General features: G+C 68.4%; 25 protein-coding genes. 16 read left to right on the top strand and 9 right to left on the bottom strand.

Annotation, left to right across the window (positions count from 1 at the left end):
• Positions 1 to 358: 358 nt before the first annotated feature.
• The 3 genes from H7F35_RS10485 to H7F35_RS10475 all read right to left on the bottom strand — a co-directional run bounded on the left by H7F35_RS10485 (position 359) and on the right by H7F35_RS10475 (position 4,123).
• Positions 359 to 1,957 carry an alpha/beta hydrolase family protein gene (locus H7F35_RS10485; RefSeq protein WP_187112806.1) on the bottom strand — a complete coding sequence of 533 codons (1,599 nt, stop codon included), beginning with the start codon at positions 1,955 to 1,957 and terminating at the stop codon, positions 359 to 361.
• Positions 1,958 to 2,100: 143 nt separating this feature from the next.
• On the bottom strand, positions 2,101 to 3,528 hold the full coding sequence (gene dacB / locus H7F35_RS10480) for a D-alanyl-D-alanine carboxypeptidase/D-alanyl-D-alanine-endopeptidase (protein ID WP_187112805.1): 1,428 nt from the start codon (positions 3,526 to 3,528) through the stop codon (positions 2,101 to 2,103).
• A 7-nt stretch (positions 3,529 to 3,535) separates the two neighbouring features.
• Positions 3,536 to 4,123 (bottom strand): NUDIX domain-containing protein, encoded by a 588-nt coding sequence (locus tag H7F35_RS10475; protein WP_187112804.1) that lies wholly within the window; start codon positions 4,121 to 4,123, stop codon positions 3,536 to 3,538.
• 80 nt (positions 4,124 to 4,203) lie between these two features.
• Between H7F35_RS10475 and H7F35_RS10470 the strand changes: the two genes are divergently transcribed.
• The 5 genes from H7F35_RS10470 (at position 4,204) to pyrF (ending at position 8,079) form a co-directional block, all read left to right on the top strand.
• Positions 4,204 to 4,971 carry a DeoR/GlpR family DNA-binding transcription regulator gene (locus tag H7F35_RS10470; protein ID WP_187112803.1) on the top strand — a complete coding sequence of 256 codons (768 nt, stop codon included), beginning with the start codon at positions 4,204 to 4,206 and terminating at the stop codon, positions 4,969 to 4,971.
• 115 nt (positions 4,972 to 5,086) lie between these two features.
• Positions 5,087 to 5,818: a tRNA (adenosine(37)-N6)-threonylcarbamoyltransferase complex dimerization subunit type 1 TsaB gene (gene tsaB / locus H7F35_RS10465; protein WP_187112802.1), complete on the top strand. Its 732-nt coding sequence runs from the start codon at positions 5,087 to 5,089 to the stop codon at positions 5,816 to 5,818.
• Entirely contained in the window at positions 5,815 to 6,357 is a 543-nt protein-coding gene (gene rimI, locus H7F35_RS10460; RefSeq protein ID WP_187112801.1) for a ribosomal protein S18-alanine N-acetyltransferase, read from the top strand. The genes tsaB and rimI overlap by 4 nt, the downstream gene beginning before the upstream one ends.
• A gap of 61 nt (positions 6,358 to 6,418) precedes the next feature.
• Complete coding sequence (locus H7F35_RS10455) at positions 6,419 to 7,222, top strand: uracil-DNA glycosylase family protein (protein WP_187112800.1); 804 nt, start codon at positions 6,419 to 6,421, stop codon at positions 7,220 to 7,222.
• A gap of 32 nt (positions 7,223 to 7,254) precedes the next feature.
• The gene (pyrF, locus tag H7F35_RS10450; RefSeq protein ID WP_187112799.1) at positions 7,255 to 8,079 is read left to right on the top strand and encodes an orotidine-5'-phosphate decarboxylase; all 825 of its coding nucleotides are present in this window, start codon (positions 7,255 to 7,257) and stop codon (positions 8,077 to 8,079) included.
• Positions 8,080 to 8,407: 328 nt separating this feature from the next.
• Here the strand turns inward: pyrF and H7F35_RS10445 are convergent, their stop codons facing one another.
• Positions 8,408 to 9,142 carry a helix-turn-helix domain-containing protein gene (locus H7F35_RS10445; RefSeq protein WP_187112798.1) on the bottom strand — a complete coding sequence of 245 codons (735 nt, stop codon included), beginning with the start codon at positions 9,140 to 9,142 and terminating at the stop codon, positions 8,408 to 8,410.
• A 141-nt stretch (positions 9,143 to 9,283) separates the two neighbouring features.
• On the opposite strand from H7F35_RS10445, the gene H7F35_RS10440 reads away from it, so the two are divergent.
• The 6 genes from H7F35_RS10440 (at position 9,284) to H7F35_RS10415 (ending at position 15,223) form a co-directional block, all read left to right on the top strand.
• Complete coding sequence (locus tag H7F35_RS10440; RefSeq protein ID WP_187112797.1) at positions 9,284 to 10,138, top strand: hypothetical protein; 855 nt, start codon at positions 9,284 to 9,286, stop codon at positions 10,136 to 10,138.
• A 14-nt stretch (positions 10,139 to 10,152) separates the two neighbouring features.
• Entirely contained in the window at positions 10,153 to 12,108 is a 1,956-nt protein-coding gene (locus H7F35_RS10435; RefSeq protein WP_187112796.1) for an MFS transporter, read from the top strand.
• 149 nt (positions 12,109 to 12,257) lie between these two features.
• A complete protein-coding gene (locus H7F35_RS10430; RefSeq protein ID WP_410010771.1) occupies positions 12,258 to 12,773 on the top strand; it encodes a hypothetical protein in 516 nt (171 codons plus the stop codon).
• 38 nt (positions 12,774 to 12,811) lie between these two features.
• Positions 12,812 to 13,567, top strand: a complete 756-nt coding sequence (locus H7F35_RS10425) for a DUF2145 domain-containing protein (RefSeq protein ID WP_187114226.1) — start codon at positions 12,812 to 12,814, stop codon at positions 13,565 to 13,567.
• A gap of 19 nt (positions 13,568 to 13,586) precedes the next feature.
• Positions 13,587 to 14,651 carry a serine endopeptidase gene (locus H7F35_RS10420; RefSeq protein ID WP_187112795.1) on the top strand — a complete coding sequence of 355 codons (1,065 nt, stop codon included), beginning with the start codon at positions 13,587 to 13,589 and terminating at the stop codon, positions 14,649 to 14,651.
• Between the two features lie 185 nt (positions 14,652 to 14,836).
• The gene (locus H7F35_RS10415) at positions 14,837 to 15,223 is read left to right on the top strand and encodes a DUF3597 domain-containing protein (RefSeq protein ID WP_187112794.1); all 387 of its coding nucleotides are present in this window, start codon (positions 14,837 to 14,839) and stop codon (positions 15,221 to 15,223) included.
• Positions 15,224 to 15,334: 111 nt separating this feature from the next.
• On the opposite strand, the gene H7F35_RS10410 is transcribed toward H7F35_RS10415, so the two are convergent.
• Positions 15,335 to 16,117 (bottom strand): SDR family NAD(P)-dependent oxidoreductase, encoded by a 783-nt coding sequence (locus tag H7F35_RS10410; RefSeq protein WP_187112793.1) that lies wholly within the window; start codon positions 16,115 to 16,117, stop codon positions 15,335 to 15,337.
• 136 nt (positions 16,118 to 16,253) lie between these two features.
• Here H7F35_RS10410 and H7F35_RS10405 point away from each other — a divergent pair, with 136 nt between their 5' ends.
• Complete coding sequence (locus H7F35_RS10405; RefSeq protein ID WP_187112792.1) at positions 16,254 to 16,631, top strand: hypothetical protein; 378 nt, start codon at positions 16,254 to 16,256, stop codon at positions 16,629 to 16,631.
• On the opposite strand, the gene tgt is transcribed toward H7F35_RS10405, so the two are convergent.
• Positions 16,628 to 17,800 (bottom strand): tRNA guanosine(34) transglycosylase Tgt, encoded by a 1,173-nt coding sequence (gene tgt, locus H7F35_RS10400; protein ID WP_187112791.1) that lies wholly within the window; start codon positions 17,798 to 17,800, stop codon positions 16,628 to 16,630. The two genes, H7F35_RS10405 and tgt, sit on opposite strands and share 4 nt — an antisense overlap.
• 5 nt (positions 17,801 to 17,805) lie before the next feature.
• A complete protein-coding gene (gene queA / locus H7F35_RS10395; RefSeq protein ID WP_187112790.1) occupies positions 17,806 to 18,849 on the bottom strand; it encodes a tRNA preQ1(34) S-adenosylmethionine ribosyltransferase-isomerase QueA in 1,044 nt (347 codons plus the stop codon).
• 146 nt (positions 18,850 to 18,995) lie between these two features.
• On the opposite strand from queA, the gene H7F35_RS10390 reads away from it, so the two are divergent.
• Genes H7F35_RS10390 through recG form a run of 3 tightly spaced genes read left to right on the top strand, consistent with a single transcriptional unit; the run spans position 18,996 to position 23,298 of the window.
• Positions 18,996 to 19,670: a DUF4166 domain-containing protein gene (locus tag H7F35_RS10390; RefSeq protein WP_187112789.1), complete on the top strand. Its 675-nt coding sequence runs from the start codon at positions 18,996 to 18,998 to the stop codon at positions 19,668 to 19,670.
• Positions 19,667 to 21,160 carry a TIGR01777 family oxidoreductase gene (locus H7F35_RS10385; protein ID WP_187112788.1) on the top strand — a complete coding sequence of 498 codons (1,494 nt, stop codon included), beginning with the start codon at positions 19,667 to 19,669 and terminating at the stop codon, positions 21,158 to 21,160. Before H7F35_RS10390 ends, H7F35_RS10385 begins: the two co-directional genes overlap by 4 nt.
• An 11-nt stretch (positions 21,161 to 21,171) precedes the next feature.
• Positions 21,172 to 23,298, top strand: a complete 2,127-nt coding sequence (recG, locus tag H7F35_RS10380; protein WP_261803592.1) for an ATP-dependent DNA helicase RecG — start codon at positions 21,172 to 21,174, stop codon at positions 23,296 to 23,298.
• A 6-nt stretch (positions 23,299 to 23,304) separates the two neighbouring features.
• Here the strand turns inward: recG and serB are convergent, their stop codons facing one another.
• Together serB and H7F35_RS10370 are read right to left on the bottom strand one after the other, a co-directional pair.
• Entirely contained in the window at positions 23,305 to 24,012 is a 708-nt protein-coding gene (gene serB / locus H7F35_RS10375; protein WP_187112786.1) for a phosphoserine phosphatase SerB, read from the bottom strand.
• Positions 24,009 to 24,890, bottom strand: coding sequence for a LysR substrate-binding domain-containing protein (locus H7F35_RS10370; RefSeq protein ID WP_261803591.1), 882 nt, complete (start codon positions 24,888 to 24,890; stop codon positions 24,009 to 24,011). Before H7F35_RS10370 ends, serB begins: the two co-directional genes overlap by 4 nt.
• Positions 24,891 to 25,112: 222 nt before the next feature.
• Between H7F35_RS10370 and H7F35_RS10365 the strand changes: the two genes are divergently transcribed.
• Complete coding sequence (locus H7F35_RS10365) at positions 25,113 to 26,198, top strand: ABC transporter ATP-binding protein (RefSeq protein ID WP_187112784.1); 1,086 nt, start codon at positions 25,113 to 25,115, stop codon at positions 26,196 to 26,198.
• Positions 26,199 to 26,209: the final 11 nt, after the last annotated feature.

Genomic DNA, 26,209 nt, shown 5'->3' with positions numbered 1-26,209 from the left:
TGCTTGGGATTGCGTTGTTTTTGGGGCTGCTGTTCAGGGCGTCGCTCACGCCGACACGGTGCTCTTTTTCGCGAATGTCCCCCGCTTCGCTCCTCCTTTATTTAGCTAAAAAGAGCCCCGTATCGGCGCGAGCGCTGGACGGGGCTGTTGTTGATCGCCGGATCACCAGCAGCGTGCCCATGTGCGAATGACGCCAGGTGCTCCCCGCAGCGAAATAAAGGAGGAGCGAAGCGGGGGACATTCGCGGAGGGGAGCACCTGGTGTCATTCGCACCCGCCCTGAATGAACCCGCATCAAACCCGACAGTCCCGCAGGGCCCCGACAGACCGTGAACGGGATCCGAAGAGCCAGAGACTGATCAGCCCCCAGCAGCCAGCACGCCCTGGAAGAACCCGCGTGCCGACGCCAGGCAGAACGGCGGCGCCAGCGTGCCGTGGTACGCCAGCGTGACCGCCTGTGCCTTGTCGGACGCACTGCCAGAGGTGCTTTGCGCCAGCAGGCTCTTGGCCTGCGCAAAGCCGGCGCGGGCGTTCGAGTAGGCGTCGACCGCGGCGCTGTCTTCCAGATCGACCACGCTCAGCAACGCGGGGGGCATGCCCTTGGCGAGGAAGTAGCCCGTGGTGGCGCGGGTGCTCACGAAGTTCACGGTTGGGTCGTTGGCGCCGCCGCACATCAGCATCGGCTTGGCCGGCACCCAGTTGCGCAAATCATTCGCGAGCGCCGCCTTGCGAAAGCCCACCGTCGGCTTGCAGTCCAGCGGCGTGGCCGAGCCCAGCGACGCCGCCGTGGCAGGCAGCGCGTTGCCGGTGCAGCCGTTCGACTGGATATCGCCGGCGGCCTGCGTCAGGTAGCTCTGGCGGATCAGGTTGTTGGCACCGTAGAAGATCGACAGTTGCGAGTTCACCGGGCCGGGCTTCGCATTGGCCGGGAACAGCGCCAGTTGCGGCAGCTTGCCGGTCGCGAACAGCGTGTTGACCGGCGTCAGGCTTGGCAGCAGCGTGTCGATGCCGGGGGCGTACTGGTCTTCATACACGTCGGTGGTGGCGCCGTAGACGTTGCCGAACTGCTGCTGCCAACTGGTCGTGAGCAGCGGTACGAAAAGCGTGCTGCCCAGCGCCGGCCAGCCCTGGAAGGTGTAGTCCGTCAGCAGGCTGATGGCCGAGGGCGCCGACAGCGGCGCTGACGCCGTCACCGGCTTGCCCGTGGCCTGCATCTCGCGGTGCGCCGCCATCGCGACGTAGCCGCCCTGCGAATAGCCGGTGATGAACAGCGAGCCCGCGTCCGTGGCGTTGATGTTCGAGAAGGTCTTGCGCGCGGCCGTCAGCGCATCGACCATGTCCTTGCCCTGCTGGTCGCCGTCCAGGTACGGGTGGTAGGGCAGCGTCGACTTGTCGTAGCCCGCGTAGTTGGGCGCCACCACGATGAAGCCCTGCGCCGCGAACATGGCAGCGATCAGCAGGCCCTCGCCGGCCGCCGGCTGGGTGGTGTCGGTCCAGTTGGCGAGGTTGTAGTTTTTCGCCGCGGTGGTGCCGTGTGCGTAGAGCACCACCGGCCGCGCCCCGCTGCAGGCCACGTCGGTGCCGGTGGGCACCATGATCGCGGCGGTGGCGTTGGTGGCCTCGTTCCTGGCGCCGATGGTGCGGTATTCGAGGTAGCGCATGTCGATGCCGCACTTGGGCGTGCCCGCCACCTGCAGCAGCGCCTTGCCTTGGTCGCTGGACTGCAGGCTGGCCTTGAACTGGTCGGACGACAGGCTGGCCGACTGTGCGGGCGGGTTGGTCACGACCGAGCCGCGGCCGGTGTCGCTGGCGGGCGGCGTGACGCCAAAACCAAAGCCACCTCCGCCGTCACCGCCGCCGCCGCAGGCCGCGAGCAGCAGCGTGGCGGCTGCGAGGGCCGCCAATGCCGCCGGCTTGCGCAGCGGGGTGGATGAACGCTGTTGTTGTGGCTTTTTCAAGGCATGTCTCCTGCGTTGGATTTGCACTAAATAGAACGAGCGTCCGATTCTGTGCAGCCCCATGCCCCGTGCGCAAGCGGCCTTTACCGTCAGAAGATTTCAGTACATGCCCGGCTGGCGGCCGCCAGCCGCCAGCCCTCAGGTCAGTTGTCCTGCGAAGCCCAGTCGACCAGCGCGTCGAAGGCGGCGCGCGCCGCCACCGCGTTCTCGCCATTGGCAATCGCCACCAGCACGTAGCGCCGGCCGCTCGTGCCGTCCACATAGCCGGCCACGCCGGAGGCGTCACGCAGGGTGCCGGTCTTCAGGTGGGCCGAGCCGCCCGAGCGCAGCGTGCGCTTCTTGAGCGTGCCGTCCACGCCCATGGCCGGCAGCGAGGACATCAGTTCGGGCATCACCGGCGAGCGCCATGCCACCTGCAGCATCTTGCCGAGCGCGGCGGCGCTGATGCGCTCGTCGCGCGACAGGCCCGAGCCGTTCTCGAACACCGGCGGTGCCTCGCCGGTGCCGATGCGGTCGCGCCACCACTGGCCCAGCGCGGTGCGCGAGGCCTCGAAGGTGCCGCGGTTCTTCTGCGTGAGCCCGATCGTGAGGAACAACTGCTGCGCCATCACGTTGTTGCTGTACTTGTTGATGTCGCGGATCACCTCGGCCAGCGGCGGCGACTCGAACTCGAAGGCCGGCTTCAGGCCTGGAGGCACGCGGCCTTCGCGCATCTGTCCACCGACGCGCCCGCCCATCTCGGCCCACATGCCGCCGATGGCGCGCAGGCTGTAGGTGCGTGGGTCGCCATAGGCCACGGCCCAGCTCTTCTCGCCGCAGGCGGCCGGAAAGCCGCCGTTGAAGCGGATGCGGTTGACGTCGCTGAAGTCGGTCTTCAGCGCGGTGCGCCAGTCGCCGCATTCGCCGGGCACGAGCGCCACGGTGGCCGGCATCGCGACGCTGGCAAGCGGCGGCTCGTAGCTCACGCGCGCGATCTGGCCGGCGCGGTCGGGCGCGAAGGTCATGTTGACCGACTTGAAGTTGACCAGCAGCGCATCGGGCGAGGCGTTGTAGGGCCGCAGCGGCTCGCCGTCGAAGGCGCCGGGGTCGCCCTCGACCGTGTTCTCGAAGGCGCTGCGGTCGATGATGATGTCGCCGCCCACGGTGGTGATGCCCAGCCCCTGCACATGGCGCAGCAGCAGCCACACGCGCTCCAGCACCAGCTTCGGATCGCCCTGGCCCTTGATGTAGAGGTTGCCATTGAGCACGCCGTTGCTCACCGTGCCGTCGACGTAGACCGGCGTGGTCCAGTTGTAGGCCGCGCCGAGCATGTCGAGCGCGGCGTAGGTGGTGACCAGCTTCATGATCGATGCCGGGTTCACCGGCACCTGCGTGCGCCAGGCCAGGCGCGGCTGGCGCGAGCCGTCGGCCTCGGCCACCAGCATCGTCACCGTCTCGCGCGACACCTTGGCGCGCGCCAGGGCCGCCTCGACCTGGGTCGGCAGGGCCTGCTGGGCGAAGGCGCTGGCCGAAACCAGCGTGGCGAGCGAGAAGAAAAGGGAGGAGGGAATCAGGCGGGCGGCAAAAGGCATCCGGCCATTATCCCGGCGGGAAAACATGCAGCTTCGCGTGGTACAGCAGCATCACCGTCTTGGCGTCGAGGATGCGGCCGTCGGCCACCATGGCCAGCGCCTCGTCGATGGGCAGTTCGAGCACCTCGATGTCCTCGCCCTCTTCCGCCAGCCCGCCGCCCGCGCCGATGCGCATCGAGGGCTCGTAGGGCGCGACGAAGAAGTGCAGCCTCTCGGTCACCGAGCCCGGGCTCATGAAGCTCTCGAAGACCTTCGTGACCGCGCCGAGCCGGTAACCCAGCTCTTCCTCGACCTCGGCGCGGATGCGCTCCTCAGGCGCCGCGTTGTCGAGCAGCCCGGCCGCGGCCTCGATCAGCAGGTCGTCATGCCCGTTGACGAACACCGGGTAGCGGAACTGCCGCACCAGCAGCACCGTGCGCTGCGCGAGGTTGTAGGGCAGCAGCGTGGCGCCGTTGCCGCGGTCGTAGGTCTCGCGGTGCATGGGCTGCCACTGGCCGTCGTTGCGCAGCCAGTCCAGCCGGGTGGTCTTGAGCACGAACCAGTTGTCGGAAAGCAGGGTGACTTCGTGCACCCGGACGCGGTCTTGAAGGGTCATGGGCGGCGAGCATATGTGCAAATTCGTGCATCATCAAGAAAATTCGTGCAATCGATGAAGGAGCCCGATACCATCGGGCGATGCTCACCAGCCAGCGCAAGCAACACATCCTCTCGGCCCTGCAGCGCGACGGCAACATCGTCGCCAAGTCGCTCAGCGAAGCACTCGGCCTGTCCGAAGACACCATCCGCCGCGACCTGCGCGAGATGGCTGCCGAGGGCCTGTTGCAGCGCGTGCATGGCGGTGCGTTGCCGCTGGCACCGGCCGGTGCCGACTTCGCGAGCCGCCAGCAGCTCGCATCGGACGAGAAGGTGCTCATCGGCCGTGCCGCCGCGCGGCTGGTGCGGCCGGGGCAGGTGGTGTTCATCGATGGCGGCACCACCGCCGTGCAGATGGCGCGCCATCTGCCGCGCACCCTGCAGGCCACCGTGGTCACGCACAGCCCGTCGGTGGCGGTCGAGCTGGCCGCGCACACGCAGCTCGAGGTGGTGCTGATCGGCGGGCGGCTGTTCAAGCATTCGGTGGTGGCGGTGGGCGCTGCGGCCATGGCCGCCATCGCGCGCATCCACGCCGACACCTACTTCATGGGCGTGACCGGCGTGCACGCCGAAGCCGGGCTGACCACGGGCGATCTCGAAGAGGCCGAGATCAAGCGTGCGCTGATGGCCTCGGCGGCCGAGACGGTCGTGCTGGCCTCGTCCGAAAAGCTCGGCGTGGCCTCGGCCTGGGTGATCAACCCGGTGACGGCGGCCACCACCCTGCTGGTCTCACCCGAGGCGCCGGCCAAGGCGCTGGCGCCGCTGCGCAAGGCCGGCCTGACGATCCTGCGCAGCGATCACGGCGGGTGATTGCCCGACCTGGGGACGGGCGTGCGGGGTGCCCTCGATAATCGGGGAATGCCTATCGCGCTCCGCTTCTTTCCCCGCACACCCGGCATCGGTGCGGCCCCGGGGCGTCCCGTCCATGTCTGAGCCGCTGAAGCTGCTGGCCTTCGACACCAGCACCGAGCACCTGTCGGTGGCCGTGCGCCACGGCGACCGGCTGCTGGCGCACAGCGGCGCCGGCGGCGCGCAGGCCTCGATCACCCTGCTCCCCCTGATCCAGCAATTGATGGCCGATGCCGGGCTGGCGCTGGCCGAACTGGACGCCATCGTCTTCGGTCGCGGCCCCGGCTCGTTCACCGGCCTGCGCACCGCCTGCTCGGTGGCGCAGGGGCTGGCCTTCGGCGCCAACGTGCCGCTGCTGCCGGTCGACACCCTGCTCGCCGTGGCCGAAGAGGCCCGCCATGCCTTCGGTGCCCGCCAGGTGGTCGCGGTGCTCGACGCCCGCATGGACCAGCTCTACGCCGCCCGCTACGACTTCGACGCCGCCGGCCCGCTGGGCGGCGACGTCGAGCCCCTGCTGCTGTCGCCCGAGGCGCTCGACGTGCCCGCCGGCTGGGCGCTGGCCGGCAACGCCTTCGCCTCCTACGGCCCTCGCCTGGCGCCGGCCACCGCGCGCCACGAGGTGCTGCCGACCGCCACCGCCATGCTGCGGCTGGCGCCCGCGCTGCTCGCGGCCGGGCGCACCGTGCCCGCAGCGCAGGCCTGGCCGCTCTACGTTCGCGATAAAGTGGCGCAAACCACCGACGAGCGCGCGGCCATCAAGGCGGCCGCCGCCGCAGCAGCAGCCCTGGTACCCCCCACCCACGCATGAGCGCCGTCCTCCAGCCCGTCGAAGCCCGCCTCGAACCGCTCACCATCGAGCGGATCGACGCTGTCTGCGCGGTCGAGCTGACGGCCTACAGCCACCCGTGGACGCGCGCCAACTTCACCGATTCCATGGCCGTCGGCTACCACTGCCAGTGCCTGCTGGCGCCGGTGTCGAGCCACGACCTGGACACGCCGGTCACCAGCCTGGGCGAAACGCTCATCGGCTATTTCGTTGCCATGAAGGGCGTGGACGAGGTGCACCTGCTCAACATCACCGTGGCGCCGGCCTTCCAGCGCCAGGGCTGGGCGCCGCTCATGCTCGAAGCGCTGACCGGCTGGTCGCGCGGCGAGGACGCGCAGTGGCTCTGGCTCGAAGTGCGCCAGAGCAACCAGCGCGCGCTCGACATCTACGTGCGCCAGGGCTTTCGCAGCGTCGGCGTGCGCAAGGGCTACTACCCGGCACATGAAGGCAAGCGCGAAGACGCGGTCGTCATGAGCCTCCGATTGAATGAAACAGGCACCGCCTGGGGAGCCTTGCGATGAGCGCCGCGCCGGGCCGCCCCAAGCAAGCTCGCACCGCAGCGCGTAGCGCGGAGGTTTCCTTATGAACGCGGTACAGACACTGAAGCTCGACGCCCGCCAGCGCGCGATGCTCGACGAGATGGGCGTGAAGGTCTGGTGGCCGATGCCCGAGGTGGTCGAAGAGACCCCCGTTGCTATTGAAACGGTAGCGGCTGTCGAAGAGCAGGCGCCGGTGAGCGAGCGATTCGTTGCCGAGGCGCCGGCTCCGGCGCCCGCGCCTGTCGCACGGTCGGCCCCTGCGCCCGCTCCGGTTTCAGGCCCTGCACCTGCCGCGCCTGCAGTCCCCGCAACACATGGCGCCGCCGTGCTGATCGAAGCTCCGCGCCGCCTGTACGGCGACGCGGTTGACCCCTTGGCGTCGGTGGAAGGCGGCTGGCTGGTCGTGGCCGACATGCCGCCCGAAGCCGATGGCCGCCACGGCGAGCCCTTCGCGGGCGATGCCGGCAAGCTGCTCGACAACATGCTGCGCGCCCTCAAGCTGCACGACGGCAAGACGCCGGTGCATCTGGTGCGCACCCACCGTGGCGTGGCCGCCGGCCAGCCCGGCAGCCCGCGTCCGATGGCCGAGGCTTTCGACGAACACGCTGCGGCGCTCGCGCCCCGCGTCGTGCTGGCCATGGGCCCGCTGGCCGCCCAGAGCCTCATGCAAAGCGGCGACCCGCTCGGCAAGCTGCGCGGCCGTGTCGTGCCGCTGGCGTCGGCCGCTGGCGCAGCGGTGGTGGCGACGTATCACCCGGCCTATCTGCTGCGCAACCCCGCCGACAAGGCCCGCGCATGGGCCGACCTTTGCCTCGCGGCCGAGCAGCACACACCAACGCCGGGTTGAGTGCCGGGAGCGGCCGCCTAAAATCACGGCCCATGACTTTCCTCGACAAGCTGGCCGCTGCACAGCAAAAAAACAGCTCGTTGCTCTGCGTGGGGCTCGATCCGGAGCCCGCCAAGTTCCCCGGGGGATACAGGGACGACGCCAGCCGCATCTATGACTTCTGCGCGCGCATCGTCGACGCGACGGCCGACCTGGTCATCGCCTTCAAGCCCCAGATCGCCTATTTCGCGGCCCACCGCGCCGAAACCCAGCTCGAACAACTCATGGAGCACATGCGCCGCAATGCGCCCCATGTTCCCGTGATCCTCGACGCCAAGCGCGGCGACATCGGCTCCACCGCCGAGCAGTACGCCCTCGAAGCCTTCGAGCGCTACGGCGCCGATGCGGTGACGCTGTCGCCGTTCATGGGTTTCGATTCGGTGGCGCCGTACCTCAAGCACGAAGGCAAGGGCGCCTTCCTGCTGTGCCGCACCAGCAACCCCGGCGGCGCCGACCTGCAGGGCCAGCGGCTGGCGGACATCGACGGCCAGCCTTTCCTCTACGAGCACGTCGCCAAACTGGCGCAGGGGCCGTGGAACCTCAACGGCCAGCTCGGGCTGGTGGTGGGGGCGACCTACCCTGCCGAAATCGAACGCGTGCGCGCGCTGGCGCCCACGGTGCCGCTGCTGATTCCGGGTGTCGGCGCCCAGGGCGGCGATGCGGTGGCCACGGTGCGCGCCGGGTGGCGGGCCGATGCGCCGATCATCGTGAATTCGTCGCGGGCGATCATCTATGCGTCGTCGGGTGAAGACTTCGCCGATGCAGCCAAGAACGCTGCACGCACCACGCGCGACGCCCTCGAAGCCGCCAAGGCCTGAGCGCTTTCAGGGCCTGTCTGCGGTCTGTTCGGGCCTCAGTGAGGGGCTGCTGTTCAGGGCGTCGCTCACGCCGACACGGTGCTCTTTTTCGCGAATGTCCCCCGCTTCGCTCCTCCTTTATTTAGCTAAAAAGAGCCCCGTATCGACGTGAGCGCTCAGAGCAGTCGTTGATCGTAGGATCAAGAGCAGCGTGCCCCAGTGCGAATGACGCCGGGTGCTCCCCGCAGCGAAATAAAGGAGGAGCGAAGCGGGGGACATTCGCACAGGGGAGCACCCGGTGTCATTCGCACCCGCCCCGAACAAACGCACCCCGACCTGAAGCAGGCCTTCAGGCCCGGCGCAGGCGGGTAAAAGCCTCGAACTCCCAGTTGCGCATCCCCAGCAGCAGCGTGTAGCCCTCGCGGTCCTTGGCGGACAGCTTCTGGTCCGTCTGGTGCTGCTGCGCAAAGTCTTGCGCCACGCGCTGCAGCCGTTCCAGGAAGGCCGGCGCCAGCGACCGGCTGATCGAGCCGTGCACCAGCAGCAGCCCTTCGGCCGGGCCGTCGAAGCCGCCGCGGTAGTAGTCCAGCACCACGTTCTCGCGGAAGAACTCCATCACCGGGCCATGCGGGCGCCAGCGGAAAGTCTTGGCCAGCTTCAGGCGATACCGGTTGAGCGGCCGCAGCTCGATGATGCCGATGCGGTCCAGTTGCGCCAGGCAGCCGATGCACTCGGCTTCGCTGATCCGGTAGGCGGCCACGATCTGCTCCAGCGTCCACTGGCTCAGCACGCTGATCGCCACCAGCAGCAGTTTCTTGTCCTTGACCACGGCCTTTTCCTGCTCGTGCGTCAGTTCCTTCAGCAGCGGCTGGGCGTCGGCCACGCGGCGGGCCAGTTCGGCGAAATCGATCTTCAGCGCGCGGCAGATGGCGTCGACGCGCGACAGCGGCATGTCGCTCTTGGCCAGCATCCGCTTGACGCTGGATTCCGCCATATCGAGCGACCGGGCCAGGTCGGCGTAGGTCATGCGGGCGCTTTTGAGTTCGTTCTTGAGGGCGAGTACGAGGTCGACGGTGGTGCTCATGGTTCGAGCGTACACGGGCGCCGGGAAGTATCGAAAGCGGATACCGAAAGGAGTGAATTGGTGCCTCGTATCGATTTCCGATGCCTGTGGGCGCGCCGGCCACTAAATTCCGCCGCTCGTCACCCACCACCGAGGACCGCCATGCTCTTGCCCTCCCTCAGCCGCCGCGAACGCGGGCTGCTTTTCACCTTCGCACTGCTCACGCTGATCGCCTTCGTCGGCCCGGCCCTGCCGGCGGCCGATGTCGCCATCGCCTCGGTGTTCGCCGACGACCGCGCCTGGCACGGCCTGCCCAACGCCATGGACGTGCTGAGCAACCTGCCCTTCGTGCTGATCGGCTTCTGGGGCCTGTATCGGCTGAACCGCATCGACCGCTCGCACCAGCAGGCGCTGTCGGTGTTCCCGCTGGCGCCGCCCGCCAGCGACCCGCCGGACAACACGCTCGACTGCGCCTGGCTGTTCTTCGCGGGGCTGATCGCCACCGCCGCCGGTTCGGCCTTCTATCACCTCGTGCCCGACGCGCCCCGGCTCGCGGCCGACCGCGCCGGCATGGCGGTGGCCTTTGCGGGGCTGATGGGCGTCGCGGTGTGCGAACGCGTCAGCCAGCGCGCCGGCTGGCCCGTCGCCTGGTTCGTGCTGACGGCCGGCCTGCTGGCGGCCGAGGTGTTCCAGGAAACCGGCAACGTCTTGCCCTGGGCGCTGGTGCAGTTCGGCGGCATGGCGCTGGTGGTCACGCTGGCGCTGTCCACGCCGATGCGCGGTGGCGTGGGCCTGAAGCTCGGCTGGGTGATCGGCTTCTACGTGCTGGCCAAGGTCTTCGAGCTGGCCGACCACCAGATCTATGCGTTCACGCAGCACACGATTTCGGGTCACACCCTCAAACACCTGACGGCCTCGCTGGCGGGCCTGCCGGTCCTGTGGGCGCTGCACAGGCTCGAGATGCGCTGGCAGGCCGCGCTGCGGCACAATCCGGGCGCAGCCGCGATGGCGGCCTGAGGAGAATTCTTCGAATGACAACCCCCGCTGCTGCCGCAACCACCCCCGTGGTCCACGAAGCGAACGCCCACGCCAACCAGTTCGCCCTCCTCAAGCAGCGGCGCTTCGCGCCTTTCTTCTGGACCCAGTTCTCGGGCGCGGCGAACGACAACCTCTTCAAGTTCGCCTTCACCGTCATGGTGACCTACCAGCTCCAGTTGAGTTGGATGCCGCCGGCCATGGCCGGCCTGGCGATCGGTGCGCTGTTCATCCTGCCGTTCCTGCTGTTCTCGGCCACCTCGGGCCAGCTCACCGACAAGTACGACAAGACGAAGATGATCCGCTTCGTCAAGAACCTCGAGATCGTGATCATGCTGCTCGCGGCCTGGGGCTTCGTGCGGGCCGACGCGGTGGTCCTGCTGGGCTGCGTGTTCCTCATGGGGCTGCACTCCACGCTGTTCGGGCCGGTCAAGTTCGCCTACCTGCCGCAGGTGCTCGACGCGCGCGAGCTGACGGGCGGCAACGGCATGGTCGAGATGGGCACCTTCGTCGCCATCCTGCTGGGGCAGGTGGCGGGCGGCCTGCTGGTGGCGGTGCCGCAGGTCGGCCACATGAGCGTGGCGGTGGCCTGCGTGCTGCTGGCGTTGGTGGGGCGCGGCGTGGCGCAGGTGATTCCGCCGGCACCGGCCACTGACCCGGGCCTGGTCATCAACTGGAACCCCTTCAGCGAAACCTGGCGCAACCTGAAGCTCGCGCACGAGAACATCGTGGTGTTCCGCTCGCTGCTGGGCATCTCGTGGATGTGGTTCTTCGGCGCGGTGTTCCTGAGCCAGTTCCCCAGCTTCGCCAAGGAAGTGCTGCACGGCGACGAGCAGGTGGCTTCGCTGCTGCTGGTGGTGTTCTCGATCGGCATCGGCGTCGGCTCGCTGCTGTGCGAGACGCTGAGCCGCCGGCAGGTCGAAATCGGCCTGGTGCCGCTGGGCGCCATCGGCATGAGCGTGTTCGCGATCGACCTGTACTTTGCCTCGCGCGGCCTGCCGAAGGTGGCCGAGATGGGCATCGGCACCTTCGTGCACCAGGGCGCCCACTGGCGCGTGATGGCCGACCTGGCGCTGCTGTCGCTGTTCGCGGGCCTGTACAGCGTGCCCATGTACGCGCTGATCCAGTTGCGCAGCCAGCCCACGCACCGCGCGCGCATCATCGCGGCGAACAACATCCTCAATGCGCTGTTCATGATCGGCAGCTCGATCCTGGCGGGCGGGCTGCTCAGTGCGGGCTTCACCATTCCGCAGATCTTCTTGTTCACCGGCATCGCCAACGCGGTGGTGGCGTTCTACATCTTCATGCTGGTGCCCGAGTACATGCTGCGCTTCGTGGCCTGGGTGCTGTCGCGCTTTGTCTACCGCTTCGACATCAAGGGCGAGGAGCACATCCCCACCGAAGGCGCCGCCGTGCTGGTGTGCAACCACGTGAGCTTCATCGACGCGGTGCTGCTGATGGCCGCGAGCCCGCGCCCCATCCGCTTCATCATGGACCACCGCATCTTCAAGGTGCCGGTGCTGGGCTGGCTGTTCAAGCTGGCCAAGGCGATCCCGATCGCGCCGCAGAAGGAAGACCCGGCGGCCTACGAAGCGGCCTTCGCCAAGGCGCTGGCCGTGCTGCGCGAGGGCGACCTGCTCGCGATCTTCCCCGAGGGCTCCATCACCCGCGACGGCGCGCTGCAGCCCTTCAAGGGCGGCGTGATGAAGATCGTCGAAAGCGCCCGCGCCGAGGGCATCGAGCCGCCGGTGATCCCGATGGCGCTGACCAACCTCTGGGGCTCGTACTTCAGCCGCATCGAGCTGCGCGGCGGCGAACAGGTCGCCATGGCCAAGCCTTTCCGCCGTGGCTTCTTCAGCCGCGTGGGCCTGAACGTCGGTGGCGCCGTGCCGCCGGCCGAGGTGCAGCCCGAGTCGCTGCGCCAGCGCGTGAGCGGCCTGCTCGGCGCCTGACGCGCGCCCCTTTCCGGCGCGGTGCGCGCCGGAAAGTATCGAATGCAGATACCTGTGGCGCCGTAGGCCGGGACTGGTCCAAGCATTCGAGCCTCGCAGTGCGGGAGTGAACCATCATTCGCCCACTTTCACTGCGCCGCGAGGCCTTCATGCAAACCTTCTCCTCCTCGACCGTTTCCATTCATCGCGATTCGCGGGCCTGGAAATTCCGCAAGTCGATGGCCACGGTCCTGCTCGCCGCCTGCACCGTCTTCGCGGGCGCCACGCTGCCCTTGCAGGCACGGGCGCAGAGCGATGCCTCCGCCGCGCTGTCGCTGATGCCCGTGGCCTCGGTGCTCGTCGGCGCTTCGGCGGTCGGGGCTTCGGCCAACGCCGTGGTCGCGGTGCCCGCCGCGCTGTCGGTGGGTGGTTCGACGCTCACGGTGATCGCGGTCGAAGCCTCGGTCGATGGCACGGTGTACGTGCTCGAGCGCGCTTCGGACGGCGCCCGCGCCAGCATCAAGGTGGCCGGCCGCGCCGCCGATGGCGTGTCGAAGGCCGTAGGCACCAGCGTCCTGGTCAGCGTGATCGGCACCGGTGTCGTGCTGTCGGCCGCTGGCGAGGTGCTGGCTTTCGTGCCCAACGCCGTGGGCCGCGCGCTGCTCCACAACGAGAGGCTGTCGTGAAACTCGCCGCCGTCGTTCCCGCGCTGCTGGCGCTCGCGATGGCCCTGCCGCTGCAGGCGCAGGCCGGCCGCTCGTGCGAGCAGGTCAAGCCGACGCCCGCGCTGATCGTCAAGGGCATGGAGCTGGCCGAGCGCACCTCGCAGGCGCTCGATGCCAGCGGCGCCCGCGTGGTGATCCTGGCGCGCGCCGGGCAGGACCTGAGCAAGTACGGCCTGCGCTATTCGCACCTGGGCATCGCCTACAAGACCGATGAAGGTCCGTGGCGCGTGGTGCACAAGCTCAACGAGTGCGGCACCGCCGTGGCCTCGGTCTACCGCCAGGGGCTGGGCGAGTTCTTCCTCGACGACCTGTGGCGCTACGAGGCGGCCTGGGTCGTGCCCACGCCGCAGGTGCAGACGCAGCTGATGGCCGCGCTCGGCGAGTCGCCAGCGCGCCTGACGCGCATGAACGTCGCGCCCTACAGCCTCGTGAGCTACGCCTGGGGCCAGAAGTACCAGCAGTCGAACCAGTGGGCCATCGAGACCCTGGCCGCGGCCATGGAGCCCGCCACCATCGGCAACCGCGCGCAGGCGCAGGCCTGGATGCAGTTCAAGGGCTACGAGCCGACCACGCTCAAGCTCGGCCCGCTGACCCGCCTGGGCGGACGCGTGACCTCGGCCAACATCGCCTTCGACGACCATCCGAACGACAAGCGCTTCTCGGACCGCATCGAGACGGTGACGGTCGATTCGGTGTTCGCATGGTTGCCGCGCGCGGGGCTGGGTGCGGCGCCGGTGCAGCTCAAGCTGCAATGAAGAACAAGAAAGAAATGAAATGAGCAAGTCCCTGCGTCTCTCCGAAAAATGGTTTCGCCGCGGCCTCTGGCTCGTGGCGCTGGTGTTCGCGAGCTTTCTCATCGGGCTGGGCAGCACGGTCGTGGGCGACCTGCCGCAGGTCGAGCGGATGCGCGGGATCGACGACTTCATCGACAAGCCCACGGCCGAGCCGCTGCGAAACACGATCAAGGCCTCCGAAGGCGCCGAGCGGCAGGCCGAACGCCAACTGGAGCAGATCCAGTTGCAGCTCGATGCTGCGCAGAAGGCCAGCGCCAACGCGCGCGAAACCTTCGGCAACTGGATCGCCACCCGCCGTGCCACCGCGCAGCCCGACCAGGACCCGGAACTGATCTCCCGCACCAAGGGGCTCGATGCGCTCAAGGCGCAAGAGGACGTGGTGCAGCGCAAGGTCGAAGCGCAGCGCCAGATCGTGCTCGATGCGCAGCAGGCCGAGCAGCGCGCCCGCGAGGCGCTGTCGGTGCTGGAGCAGGACGCACAGGTCAAGCTCAATGCCGAATACCGTCGCGTCGAACTGCGCGTGTTCCTCTATCGCCTCGCACTCACGCTGCCGCTGCTGATCGTGGCGGGCTGGCTGTTCGCGAAGAAGCGCAAGAGCACCTACTGGCCTTTCGTGTGGGGCTTCATCTTCTTCGCGCTGTTCGCCTTCTTCGTCGAGCTGGTGCCCTACCTGCCGAGCTATGGCGGCTATGTGCGCTACGTGGTGGGCATCGTGCTCACCGTGCTGGTGGGGCGCTATGCCATCGTCGCGCTCAACCGCTACCTGGCGCGCCAGAAGCTGGCCGAGCAGCAGCCCGACCAGGTGCGGCGCGAGGAACTGAGCTACGACGTTGCGCTGGCGCGGCTCGGCAAGAGCGTGTGCCCCGGCTGCGAGCGGCCGGTGGACCTGAAGAACAACGAAATCGACTTCTGCCCGCACTGCGGCATCGGCCTGTTCGACCACTGCGGCCAGTGCGAGACACGCAAGAGCGCGTTCTCGAAGTTCTGCCATGCCTGCGGCACTTCGGCGCATGCGGGGCCCGGTGGCGCCACGGCGCCGGCCTGAGGGGGGCGCCGTGGCACCGCATCTCTCTACCGCAAGCGGGGTATTTCGCACGCTGCGTGGCCATCTTTGGCGAAGCTGTCGCCGCAAAGTGTTAGAACCTTGGCCTGCGCTGCATTTCGCACGCAGCCGGCGTTCACTTTCATGCGTCGCCCGGCCTCTACCACGCACGACGAGGACCTCCTACCATGAGCTTTTTCGGCAAGATTTTTTCCAAGATTTTTCCGTCGGCCAACGCCGCTGAAGTCGTCGCCGCACCGCCGGCGGCTGTACCGGACGCATCGGGCGCACCGGCCGTTGCGGCACCGCCGCCCTCGATCCCGCTGGGCGACGTGCCCGCCATCCTGGACGCGATGCCTGGTGCCGCCGACCTGAACTGGCGCACCTCGATCGTCGACCTGCTCAAGTTGCTGGGTCTGGACAGCAGCCTCGCCGCGCGCAAGGAACTGGCCGGCGAAATTCTCTACAGCGACGGCGAGCCGGGTTCGGCCGAATGGAACATCGGCCTGCACAAGCAGGTGATGAGCCGCATCGCCGCCAACGGCGGCACGCTGCCAGCCGAACTGCGCGACTGATCTGGTCCCCGGACCACGCCAATGCAAAAGCCCGGCCATGCCGGGCTTTTTTTCTTCCCGCCTCTTTCTTGTTTCCTGTCTCGAAGAAGAGGAGAAAGAAAGGCGAAGGCTTCAGGTCCAGCCCGCATCCACCACGTAGTCCTGCGCAGTGCACATGCGCGAATCGTCGGCGGCCAGGAACAGCGCCATCGCCGCGATGTCCTCGGCCATCACGCGGCCCGGCAGGCACTGGGCCGCATCGATCTCGGCGCCCGATTCGGGCTTGACCCACAGCTTGATCTGCCGCTCGGTCATTACCCAGCCCGGCACCACCGAATTGACGCGGATGTTCTGCTTGCCCAGGTCGCGCGCCAGCGAACGCGTGAGACCGCGCGCGGCCGCCTTGCAAGCCTGGTAGACCGGATAGCCCTTGCCCTTGATCATCCAGCTGATCGAGCCGAAGTTGATGATCGAGCCGCCGCCCAGCGCGCGCATGTCGTCGGCCACGGCCTGCGCGGCAAAGAACTGGTGCTTGAAGTTGACGGCCACGAGGCGGTCGAAGTCTTCGCTGGTGACGTCGGCCATTTCGTGGCGGCGGTCGTTGGCGGCGTTGTTCAGCAGCACCGCGATGGGCCCGAAGCGCGCGCGCACCGCGGCGATGGCGGCGGCGAGTGCTTTCGTGTCGGTCACGTCGCAGGCCAGGAACAGCGCCGGGTGCTCGCCCTGCAACTGGGCTGCGAGCGCATCGCCTGCGGCGGTGTCGAGATCGCAGAAACCGACCTTCGCACCTTGCGCGTGAAAGGCCCGCACCAGCGCTTCGCCGATGCCGCTGGCTCCGCCTGAAATGAAGACAGTGCGGCCGGCCAGCGAGGGATAGCGGGCGGTGTAGGTCGTGGGTGGGGAGGCGTTGGTCATGAGGATGAAGACAACAGCGGGAAGAACAGGCGGCAAGCCTACCGGATATCCACCTTCGGCGTGAACGGGGCCTCCGACCGGCGTATGGCTTCCGGCCTGTGGGCAGGCGGGCCGGGCATGGCTACGCTCGACCGTCATGGACCCCCTTCGTCGCCGCGCCGCCTTCGGCCTTGTGCTTCTCCCCGCCGCCTTCGTGGCGCGGCGGGTCCGTGCGCAGGCACCGGCGCCCGTGCTGCTCTTCAAGGTGGTTTCGCCGCGCGACGACATCGTCGTGGGCATCGAGGCGGCCCAGCTCGGAACAGGCACGACACCACCCGTGCAGCGCCTGGCTGCGCTGCTGGCCGACAAGGGGCAGCTCACGCTCTGGCAGTACGCGTCGCAGCACGATACGGGCGGGGCGCTGGTGCAGGCGCCGCTGCGTCAGGTGGTGGTCTTCAAGAATGACCTGTTGCGCCTCGAACCCTATGCGACCCCGCTGCCGATCAAGCCGCCGGGTGCCACCGCAAAACCCTAGACGCCGCGTGCCCGCTCGGCCTTGAAGCGCGCCCGGAATTCCGTGAACGTGCCCGCATCGAGCGACTCACGGATCTCGGTCATCAGGTTCAGGTAGTAGTGCAGGTTGTGGATGGTGCACAGCATCGGCCCAAGCATTTCGCCGCAGCGGTCCAGGTGATGCAGGTAGGCGCGGCTGAAGCCTTCGCGTCCGCCGTCGTTCCAGCTCACGCCCGAGGTGCCCGCGCAGGCATGGCAGGTGCAGCTCGGGTCGACCGGCTGCGGGTCGCTCTTGTGGCGCGCGTTGCGCATCTTCAGATCGCCGAAGCGGGTGAACATCGTGCCGTTGCGCGCATTGCGCGTGGGCATCACGCAGTCGAACATGTCCACGCCGTCGGCCACGCCCTGCACCAGGTCTTCGGGCGTGCCCACGCCCATCAGGTAGCGCGGCTTGTTCGCCGGCAGCCGGTGCGGCGTGTGGCCCATGATGTGCAGCATCTCTTCCTTGGGCTCACCCACGCTCACGCCGCCGATGGCGTAGCCGGGGAAGTCCATGTCGACCAGCGCGGCGAGCGACTCTTCGCGCAGGTTCTCGAACATGCCGCCCTGCACGATGCCGAACAGCGCGTTGGGGTTCTCGAGCCGCGCAAATTCAGTCTGGCAGCGCTTGGCCCAGCGCAGGCTCAGTTCCATCGAGGTGCGGGCCTCGGCCTCGGTCGTGATGTGGCCTTTGGTGTCGTAGGGTGTGCACTCGTCGAACTGCATCACGATGTCGCTGTTCAGCACCGTCTGGATCTGCATCGAGACCTCGGGCGTGAGGAACAGCTTGTCGCCGTTGACGGGCGATGCGAACTTCACACCCTCTTCGCTGATCTTGCGCATGGCGCCCAGCGACCACACCTGGAAACCGCCCGAGTCGGTGAGGATGGGCTTGTCCCACTTCTCGAACTGATGCAGCCCGCCGAAGCTTTCCATCACGTCCAGGCCGGGGCGCATCCACAGGTGGAAGGTGTTGCCCAGGATGATCTGCGCGCCCATCTCTTCGAGGCTGCGCGGCATCACGCCCTTGACGGTGCCGTAGGTGCCCACGGGCATGAAGATCGGCGTCTGCACCTTGCCGTGGTTGAGCGTGAGCGTGCCGCGGCGCGCGTGGCTGTCGGGGTCGGTCTTGAGGAGGTCGAAGTTCAGCATGTCGTTCAGTCCTGGGTCCGTGCGAGCAGCATGGCGTCGCCATAGCTGAAGAAGCGGTAGTGGTTGGCAATGGCGTGGGCATACAGCGCCATCACGCGCTCGTAACCCGCGAAGGCCGAGACCAGCATCATCAGCGTGCTCTTGGGCAAATGGAAGTTGGTCACCAGCACATCGACGTGCGCGAAGGCGAAGCCCGGCGTGATGAAGATGCGCGTGTCGCCCGTGGCCTCGCCGCGTTGGGCCCACGATTCGAGCGTGCGCACGGTGGTCGTGCCGACCGCGACCACGCGGCCGCCGCGGGCCTTGCACTCGGCAATCGCGCGCTGCGTGGCTTCGGGCACTTCGTAGCGCTCGGCGTGCATCGTGTGCTCGGCGATGTTCTCGGTCTTCACCGGCTGGAAGGTGCCCGCGCCCACATGCAGCGTGACGCTGGCGCGCTGCACGCCGCGCGCTTCGAGTTCGGCCAGCAGGCCTTCGTCGAAATGCAGCGCGGCGGTTGGCGCGGCCACCGCACCGGGCACGCGCGCGAACACGGTCTGGTAGCGGCTCTCGTCGTCGGCCGAATCGCTGTGCGTGATGTAGGGCGGCAGCGGCACGTGGCCGCAGCGGGACATCAGCGCGTACGGGTCTTCGCCGGCGTCGCTCTCGAAGCCGAAGCGGAACAGCGCGCCGTCTTCCTCGGGCCAGCGGCCCAGCAGCGTCGCACGGAAGCCCCCGACCATCTGCAGCGTGGTGCCGACCGGTGGCTTCTTGCTGACCTTCATGTGCGCGACCACCTCCTGGCCCTGCAGGACGCGCTCGACCAGCAGTTCGAGCTTGCCGCCGGTGGGCTTCTCGCCGAACAGGCGCGCCTTGACCACGCGCGTGTCGTTGAAGACCAGCAGGTCGCCCGCGCGCAGCAGCGAAGGCAGGCTCTTGAAGATGCGGTCGGCCGGGGCGTCGCCTGTGCCGTCGAGCAGACGGGAGGAGGTGCGTTCGGTGGCCGGGTGTTGTGCCACCAGCTCGGGTGGCAGGACGAAATCGAAATCGGAAAGCGTGAAGGCGCGCATGGTGCTTGAGGGCCGGACGGGCCCGTGCCAAGGAGGCGTGGGGAAAGGAAAGAGAAAACGAAAGGCGGCCGGGATTGTCCCATGGCCGGAAAACGAGGCATCGAAACGGGGGTATCGGAGCCGTGTTGCCAAGGCAGAATCGACGCATGCCTGATTCACATGCCGCGCGCATCGCCCCCCAGCCCGGCCCCTCCGAAGGCGAACTCTTCAAGAAGATCCTGGGGAGCAAGTGGCAGGGCCTGCACCCCGATATCCGCCGGCGCTTCGACAAGAACCCGTCGCCGGGCAAGGCGCTGCATTACCTCGGCGCGCTCAGCGAATTGCGCTGCTCGCGCTTCGGCAAGCTGCTGGGGTATCTGACGCAGCCGATGATCCAGGGCGCGCTGATTCCCTACAGCGACACCAACTTTCCGGTGGAGATCCAGGTCTACGCCAAGCCGCAGGACCCGGCCATCTACAAGCAGCGCATCTACCGCCTGCATGGCCGCAAGCCGATCCAGTTCACCAGCTTCATGCGCGAGAGCGAGCGCGGCGAGGTGCTGGAGTACGTGGGCATGGGCCTGGGCATGAAGCTGGTGCTGAGCGTGGAAGAAAACGGCAGCCTGCACTTTCAGAGCGACGGTTATTTCTGGGACGTGCTCGGCTGGCGCATTCCGCTGCCCGGCGTGTTCACGCCCGGCAAGACTTTCCTGTGGCACCACAACGAGACGCCGGAGCGCTTCAACATCCGCATCGAGATCCGGCACTGGCTGATGGGCACCACCTTCACCCAGGTCGGCGTGTTCGAGGAAGTGGCCGAGCCGAAGGCGGTGACCGCATGACGATCGACACGCATCTGCTGGCGCTGCAGCTCATGGCCGCCCAGGGGCTGATGGGCGCGTTCGACACGCTCTATCACCACGAAGGCACCGAGGCGCTGGCGCAGCGCAACACCGCGCGGCGCGAGCTGTCGATCCATGCGGTGCGCTCGTCGATCTACTGCGCCATGTTCATCGGGCTGTCGTCGTGGGCCTGGCATGGCGCGTGGGCCTGGGTGCTGCTCGCGGTGTTCGGCGTCGAGATCGTGCTCACGCTGTGGGACTTCGTGGTGGAAGACGGCAGCCGCCTGCTGCCGCCCACCGAGCGCGTCACGCACACGGTGCTGGCCATCAATGCCGGCGCATTCATCGCGCTGCTCGCAATGAACGCGGTGGACTGGGCGGCGCAGCCGACGGCGCTGGTGTGGCAGCCGCAAGGCTGGCTCGGCGCCTTCCTCGCGCTGTGCGGCGTGGGCGTGGGCATCTCGGGGCTGCGCGATGGGCTGGCGGCGCGTGCGCTGTTCCGTCGCACGGCGCAGGAAGAACAGCGCGCGGTCGAGGCGCCGGTGCATTTCGGCAGCAAGCCGCAGCGCGTGCTGGTGACGGGCGGCACCGGCTTCATCGGCCAGCTCCTGGTGCGCCATCTGCTGGCCGACGGCCATGCGGTGACGGTCTGGACGCGCGATGCGCGCTCGGCCGCCTGGGGCTTCGGCGGTGCGGTGCGTTGCGTGCAGGCGCTCGAACAGATCCCGGCGACGGACGATGTCGATGTGGTCATCAACCTGGCCGGCGCGCGCATCCTCGGCCAGCGCTGGAGCGAACGCCGCCAGCGCCAGTTGATGCAAAGCCGCGCAGGCCTGACGAACACGCTGGTCGCGTGGGTCGCCACGCGCCCGCGCAAGCCCTGGCTGCTGCTGTCGGGCTCGGCCATCGGCTACTACGGTGTGCAGCCGCAGGGCGACACCGCCGAGCTGGCCGAAGACGCACCGCCGCAGGACATCTTCATGTCGACGCTGTGCCAGGGCTGGGAGCAGGCGGCGCGGGGCGCCGTTGCGCACGGCGTGCACGTGGCCTGCATGCGCTTCGGCTTCGTGCTGGGCCACCAGGGTTCGCTGCCGCAATTGCTGCTGCCCGTGGCGCTTGGCATGGGCGGTCGCCTGGGCAGCGGGCGGCAGTGGCTGTCGTGGGTGCACGTGCATGACGTGATCCGCGCGATGGCCCATGTGTGGACGCTGACCGAGCAAGCCGGCGGCGATGCGGCCGCGCAGGTCTTCAACTTCACCGCGCCGGGCGCGCTCACGCAGGAAGAATTCACCCGCGTGGCCGCCAGCGTGATGCACCGCCCCTGCTGGATGCCGACGCCCGCCGCGCCGGTCAAGCTGCTGCTGGGCGAGCAGGCCGACCTGCTGCTCGAAGGGCAGCGCGTGGTGCCCGCGCGCCTGCTGCAGACCGGGTTCCGCTTCGCGTTTCCCGATGCGCGCAGCGCCTTGACGGACCTTTGCCGCCCGCGCTAGAAACCTTGCCCGTGCCGCCCAAGAAAGCCCCGCCCCCCCCCGCAGCCGGCGCTGCCCCTGCAGCGCCGCCGCAGCCGCCCGGCACCGGCCTGAGCCTGGTGCAGCGCGCCTTGCGCAAGCTGGGCCTGGTGCGCGACATCGACTTCGCGCTCTACCTGCCGATGCGCTACGAGGACGAGACGCGCATCGTGAAGCTGGCCGACACGCGCGACGGCGACATGGCGCAGGTCGAGGGCATCGTGACCGAATCCGAAGTGGTGTTCCGTCCGCGCCGCCAGCTCATCGCCACCATCGACGACGGCAGCGACACCTGCCAGTTGCGCTTCTTCAACTTCTATCCGTCGCAGCAAAAGCAGCTCGCGGTCGGTGCGCGGGTGCGCGTGCGGGGCGAGATGCGTGGCGGCTTCGTGGGGCGGCAGATCATGCATCCGACCGTCAAGGCGGCCGGCACGTCACTGCCTGAAGCGCTCACGCCGGTCTACTCGACCGTCGCCGGGCTGGCGCAACCGGTGCTGCGGCGCGAGGTGCGCTCGGGCCTCGCGCGTGCCGTGCTCGACGAAACGATCCCGGTGCAGATCGGCCTGCGCGGCGCGTGGGACCTGCGCGCCTCGCTCACTTTCCTGCACTACCCCACGCCCGACGTATCGATCGCAGCGCTCGAAGACCACAGCCACCCGGCATGGCAGCGCATCAAGGCCGAAGAACTGCTCGCGCAGCAGCTCTCGCAATTGCAGGCCCGGCTGGAACGCGCGGCGCAGCGCGCGCCGGTGCTGCCTTCGTCCGCCGAGCCGGTGGCGAGTTCGCTGCATGCGCAGTTGCTCGCCGTGCTGCCCTTCGGCCTGACTGGTGCGCAGCAACGCGTGGGCGAAGAGATCACGCGCGACCTCGGCCGCGAGATCCCCATGCACCGTCTGCTGCAGGGCGATGTGGGCTCGGGCAAGACCGTGGTGGCCGCGCTCGCGGCCGCACGCGCCATCGACGCGGGCTTCCAGTGCGCGCTGATGGCGCCCACCGAAATCCTCGCGGCCCAGCATTTCGGCAAGCTGGTCGGCTGGCTCGATCCGCTGCTGGCCGCGCGCGGCCAGCGCGTGGCCTGGCTCACCGGCAGCCAGAAGAAGAAAGAGCGCGAAGCGATGTCGGCGGCCGTCGAAAGCGGCGAGGCCGCGCTGGTCATCGGCACGCACGCGGTCATCTCGGAGAAGGTGCGCTTCAAGCGTCTCGCGCTGGCGATCATCGACGAGCAGCATCGCTTCGGCGTGGCGCAACGGCTCGCGCTGCGCGGCAAGGCCGTCGGCGACCTGGAGCCGCACCTGCTCATGATGAGTGCCACGCCCATCCCACGCACGCTGGCGATGAGCTACTACGCCGACCTCGACGTGTCCACGCTCGACGAGCTGCCACCGGGCCGCACACCCATCGTCACCAAGCTGGTGGCCGACCACCGGCGCGACGAGGTGATCGACCGCATCCAGGCGCAGATTTCGCAGGGCCGGCAGGTCTACTGGGTCTGCCCGCTGATCGAGGAAAGCGAAGCGGTCGATCTGCGCAACGCGACCGAAACGCGCGACGAGCTGGCCGGCACGCTGGGCGATGCCGTGCACGTCGGCCTGCTGCATTCGCGCATGCCCACGGCCGAGAAGCAGGCGGTGATGGCGGCGTTCACCGCGAATGAAATCCAGGTGCTGGTGAGCACCACGGTGATCGAAGTGGGCGTCGACGTGCCCAATGCCTCGCTGATGGTGATCGAGCATGCCGAGCGCTTCGGCCTCTCGCAGTTGCACCAGTTGCGCGGCCGCGTGGGCCGTGGCGCGGCGGCCTCGGCCTGCGTGCTGCTCTACGCGCCCGGCGACAGCGGGCGCGTGGGCGAGGCGGCGCGCGCGCGCCTCAAGGCGATGGCCGAGACCGGCGACGGCTTCGAGATCGCCCGGCGTGATCTGGAGATTCGCGGCCCCGGTGAGTTTCTCGGTGCCCGCCAGTCGGGCGCGCCGCTGCTGCGCTTTGCCGATCTGACGACCGACACCTTGCTGCTCGACTGGGCGCGCGAGCTTGCACCCGTCATGCTCAAGAAGCATCCCGACCTGGCCCAGCGGCACATCGACCGCTGGCTGGGCACCAAGGCCGAGTACCTGAAGGCCTGAGCGAACTCAGGCGCCGGCGTGCGCGCCCTGCAAGAAGTCGAGCAGCCGGTCGAGCCCGCCTTCGTCGATGGCCACCATGGCTTCTTCGCGCACCCTGGGCTTGGCGTGGTACGCCACGGACAACCCGGCCACCCGCATCATCGGCAGGTCGTTGGCACCGTCGCCCACGGCGATGGCCCGGGCCGGCGAAATGCCCATCGCGCGGCAGCATTCGAGCAGCTTGTCTTTCTTGGCCTCGCCGTCGCAGATGTCGCCCCAGGGCTGGGCGAGCATGCGTCCGGTGAGATGCCCGTCTTCGATCTCGAGCACGTTGGAGCGGGTGTCGTCCAGCTGCAACCGTTCCCGCAGGCGGTCGGTGAAGAACGTGAAGCCGCCGCTCAGCAGCACGACCCGCAGGCCGGCGCGCTTGCAGGCGTCGATCAGGGTTTCGGCGCCTGGGTTCAGGTGCAGGCGCTGGTCGTACACGGTCTGCAGCGCGGACAGCGGCACGCCGCGCAACAGGGCCACGCGCTGGCGCAGGCTTTCCTTGTAATCGGTGATCTCGCCGCGCATCGTGGCTTCGGTGATGGCCGCGACTTCGGGCCCGCAGCCGGCGATGTCGGCGATCTCGTCGACCGTCTCGATGTCGATCAGCGTCGAGTCCATGTCGAAGGCGATCAGCCGGAAATCCGAAAGGCGCAAGGCGGGCGGGCGTTGCCCGGGTGTCTGGTTCATGGGGTGCTTCCTGCGGTCCAGTGCTGTGTGCTGAGCCAGTCGACGAACTGCCGCGCCAGTGCGGCCACCGGCCCCTCGGTGCGGTACAGCGCGTAGACGCCGGAGGCGGGCAGGCGGGGCTCGGGAAAGATCAGGCGCAGCCGGTCCGCCCGGATGTCTTCTTCCAGCAGGCACCAGGGCGCCAGGGCCAGGCCCAGGTCGTTCATGGCGGCCTGCATGCACAGGAATTGATGGTCGAACACGGGGCCCGGCAGTTGGGCCGGCACGCGCACGCCGGCCAGCTCGAACCAGCGCGGCCAGTTCTCCAGCCCGCCCGTGGCTTGCAGCAAGGGGTGGCCCAGGCAGTCGGCAATGCTGGCGATGCGATGGCGCTCGATGAAGCGCGGCGACGCCACGGCCACCAGGTGGTCGTCCAGGCAGCGCACGCAGGTGTGGTCGGGGCGTTGCATGGGCATGCGGCGGATCAGCACGTCGCTGCCGGCCTCGGCCTGGTCGAAGAACTGCCGGCCCAGGGTCGACAGTTGCACGTCCGCCAGGGGCGCGAGCGCCTGGAACCCGGCCAGCCGCGGAATGAGCCACTTCATCGCCAGCGACGGCGTGGTGCACACCCTCAGGCTGCTGCGCTGGTTGGGCGACTTCAGCGCCGCCGTGGCGTTGGCGATGCGGTCCAGGCTGGCCTGCACCTCGGCGAAGTACTCGCGCGCATGCGGCAGCAGCGTCGCGCCGCGCGCCTCGCGCGCGAACAGCGGCTGCCCCAGGTAGTCCTCCAGCAGTCGGATCTGCTGGCTGACGGCACTGTGGGTGATGCTGAGTTCGTCGGCGGCCGCGGTGAAGTTGGCATGGCGCGCCGCCGCTTCGAAGGCGCGCAGCGCTTTCAAAGGGGGCAGGCGTCGGGTCACCACATGCGTACCTTGGCGAACAGGCTTGTCTTCCTCATTTGTTTTTCGTGGTCGGTTGCTTGCCGCATTGGTTCGAAGGCCGGCGGGCATCGTAGACCGGGAAGCCTGCAGAAAAACTAACCGGCAGTCTTAAAAAATACGGCTGGTGACACGCAAGGGCCGCGCCTAGCATCGCGCTTCTTTCCACCCTGAACAAGAGACATGGCTTCCATCACGATCGACAACGTCGTCAAGCAGTTCGCCAATCAGACGGTGCTGCAGAACCTGTCGCTGCATGTGCCGGATGGCGCCTTCTACACCCTGCTGGGCCCCAGCGGCTGCGGCAAGACCACGCTGCTGCGCTGCATCGCCGGCTTCAACGACCCCGACGGCGGCCGCATTCTTTTCGACAAGGACGACGTGACGCGCGTGTCGACCCACCACCGCGACATCGGCATGGTGTTCCAGGACTACGCGCTGTTTCCCGACAAGTCGGCCTTCGACAACGTGGCCTACGGCCTGCGCGCGCGCAAGGTGCCCAAGGCGGAGATCGCCCGGCGCGTCAACGAGGCGCTGGACAAGGTGAGCCTGCTGGCGCTGGCCGACCGCTACCCGGCGCAGATGAGTGGTGGCCAGCGCCAGCGCGTGGCGCTGGCCCGGGCGCTGGTGATCCGCCCGCGCGTGCTGCTGATGGACGAGCCGTTGTCCAACCTCGACGCCAAGATGCGCCTGCAGATGCGCGACGTGATCCTGGACCTGGTGCGCGAGGCGGGCATCACCACCGTGTTCGTCACGCACGACCAGGAAGAGGCGCTGGCCATGTCGGACCGCATCGCCATCATGGACCGCGGCAGCATCGCGCAGCTGGGCACGCCCGAAGAGCTGTACGGCACGCCGGTCAACGCCTACGTGGCGGACTTCATCGGTTCGGCCAACGTGATTCCGGTGCCGGCCGAGCGCGTGGGCGGCGAGCCGGTCGGAGATGCGCCGCCGCACGTGCGCTACCGCCTGTGCGGCCAGCAGCTCGACGGCATGCAGGGCAGCGCCGCGCTGGGTGCGCAGGGCATCCTCATCGCGCGGCCCGAGGCGCTGTCGCTGATGGCGCCCGCGCCGCATGTGCCCAACGCCATCGCGGGCGAAGTCATGAGGCGCCAGTACCTGGGCTTCAAGACTGCCTACCGCATCCGGCTGCACGACAACTCCGAGATCCGCGTCGAGCTGCATGCCGGCAACATGGTGGCTGACTTCCAGGCCGGTGACGCGGTGCAGGTTCTCGTGCCGGCCGACAGCCGCATCGTCGGCGCCTGAACGGGACACGC

The sequence above is a fragment of the Variovorax sp. PAMC26660 genome, from assembly GCF_014302995.1.
Lineage (GTDB): Bacteria > Pseudomonadota > Gammaproteobacteria > Burkholderiales > Burkholderiaceae_C > Variovorax.
The sequence above is the reverse complement of the archived record's forward strand: the minus strand, read 5'-3'. Positions and strand labels throughout refer to the sequence as shown.

What these genes read in the sequence shown, in the direction of transcription:
- dacB (WP_187112805.1), bottom strand. Translation starts at nt 3,528, where the DNA reads ATGCCTTTTGCCGCCCGCCTGATTCCCTCCTCCCTTTTCTTCTCGCTC.
- H7F35_RS10475 (WP_187112804.1), bottom strand. Translation starts at nt 4,123, where the DNA reads ATGACCCTTCAAGACCGCGTCCGGGTGCACGAAGTCACCCTGCTTTCC.
- H7F35_RS10470 (WP_187112803.1), top strand. Translation starts at nt 4,204, where the DNA reads ATGCTCACCAGCCAGCGCAAGCAACACATCCTCTCGGCCCTGCAGCGC.
- tsaB (WP_187112802.1), top strand. Translation starts at nt 5,087, where the DNA reads ATGTCTGAGCCGCTGAAGCTGCTGGCCTTCGACACCAGCACCGAGCAC.
- rimI (WP_187112801.1), top strand. Translation starts at nt 5,815, where the DNA reads ATGAGCGCCGTCCTCCAGCCCGTCGAAGCCCGCCTCGAACCGCTCACC.
- H7F35_RS10455 (WP_187112800.1), top strand. Translation starts at nt 6,419, where the DNA reads ATGAACGCGGTACAGACACTGAAGCTCGACGCCCGCCAGCGCGCGATG.
- pyrF (WP_187112799.1), top strand. Translation starts at nt 7,255, where the DNA reads ATGACTTTCCTCGACAAGCTGGCCGCTGCACAGCAAAAAAACAGCTCG.
- H7F35_RS10445 (WP_187112798.1), bottom strand. Translation starts at nt 9,142, where the DNA reads ATGAGCACCACCGTCGACCTCGTACTCGCCCTCAAGAACGAACTCAAA.
- H7F35_RS10440 (WP_187112797.1), top strand. Translation starts at nt 9,284, where the DNA reads ATGCTCTTGCCCTCCCTCAGCCGCCGCGAACGCGGGCTGCTTTTCACC.
- H7F35_RS10435 (WP_187112796.1), top strand. Translation starts at nt 10,153, where the DNA reads ATGACAACCCCCGCTGCTGCCGCAACCACCCCCGTGGTCCACGAAGCG.
- H7F35_RS10430 (WP_410010771.1), top strand. Translation starts at nt 12,258, where the DNA reads ATGCAAACCTTCTCCTCCTCGACCGTTTCCATTCATCGCGATTCGCGG.
- H7F35_RS10425 (WP_187114226.1), top strand. Translation starts at nt 12,812, where the DNA reads ATGGCCCTGCCGCTGCAGGCGCAGGCCGGCCGCTCGTGCGAGCAGGTC.
- H7F35_RS10420 (WP_187112795.1), top strand. Translation starts at nt 13,587, where the DNA reads ATGAGCAAGTCCCTGCGTCTCTCCGAAAAATGGTTTCGCCGCGGCCTC.
- H7F35_RS10415 (WP_187112794.1), top strand. Translation starts at nt 14,837, where the DNA reads ATGAGCTTTTTCGGCAAGATTTTTTCCAAGATTTTTCCGTCGGCCAAC.
- H7F35_RS10410 (WP_187112793.1), bottom strand. Translation starts at nt 16,117, where the DNA reads ATGACCAACGCCTCCCCACCCACGACCTACACCGCCCGCTATCCCTCG.
- H7F35_RS10405 (WP_187112792.1), top strand. Translation starts at nt 16,254, where the DNA reads ATGGACCCCCTTCGTCGCCGCGCCGCCTTCGGCCTTGTGCTTCTCCCC.
- tgt (WP_187112791.1), bottom strand. Translation starts at nt 17,800, where the DNA reads ATGCTGAACTTCGACCTCCTCAAGACCGACCCCGACAGCCACGCGCGC.
- queA (WP_187112790.1), bottom strand. Translation starts at nt 18,849, where the DNA reads ATGCGCGCCTTCACGCTTTCCGATTTCGATTTCGTCCTGCCACCCGAG.
- H7F35_RS10390 (WP_187112789.1), top strand. Translation starts at nt 18,996, where the DNA reads ATGCCTGATTCACATGCCGCGCGCATCGCCCCCCAGCCCGGCCCCTCC.
- H7F35_RS10385 (WP_187112788.1), top strand. Translation starts at nt 19,667, where the DNA reads ATGACGATCGACACGCATCTGCTGGCGCTGCAGCTCATGGCCGCCCAG.
- serB (WP_187112786.1), bottom strand. Translation starts at nt 24,012, where the DNA reads ATGAACCAGACACCCGGGCAACGCCCGCCCGCCTTGCGCCTTTCGGAT.
- H7F35_RS10365 (WP_187112784.1), top strand. Translation starts at nt 25,113, where the DNA reads ATGGCTTCCATCACGATCGACAACGTCGTCAAGCAGTTCGCCAATCAG.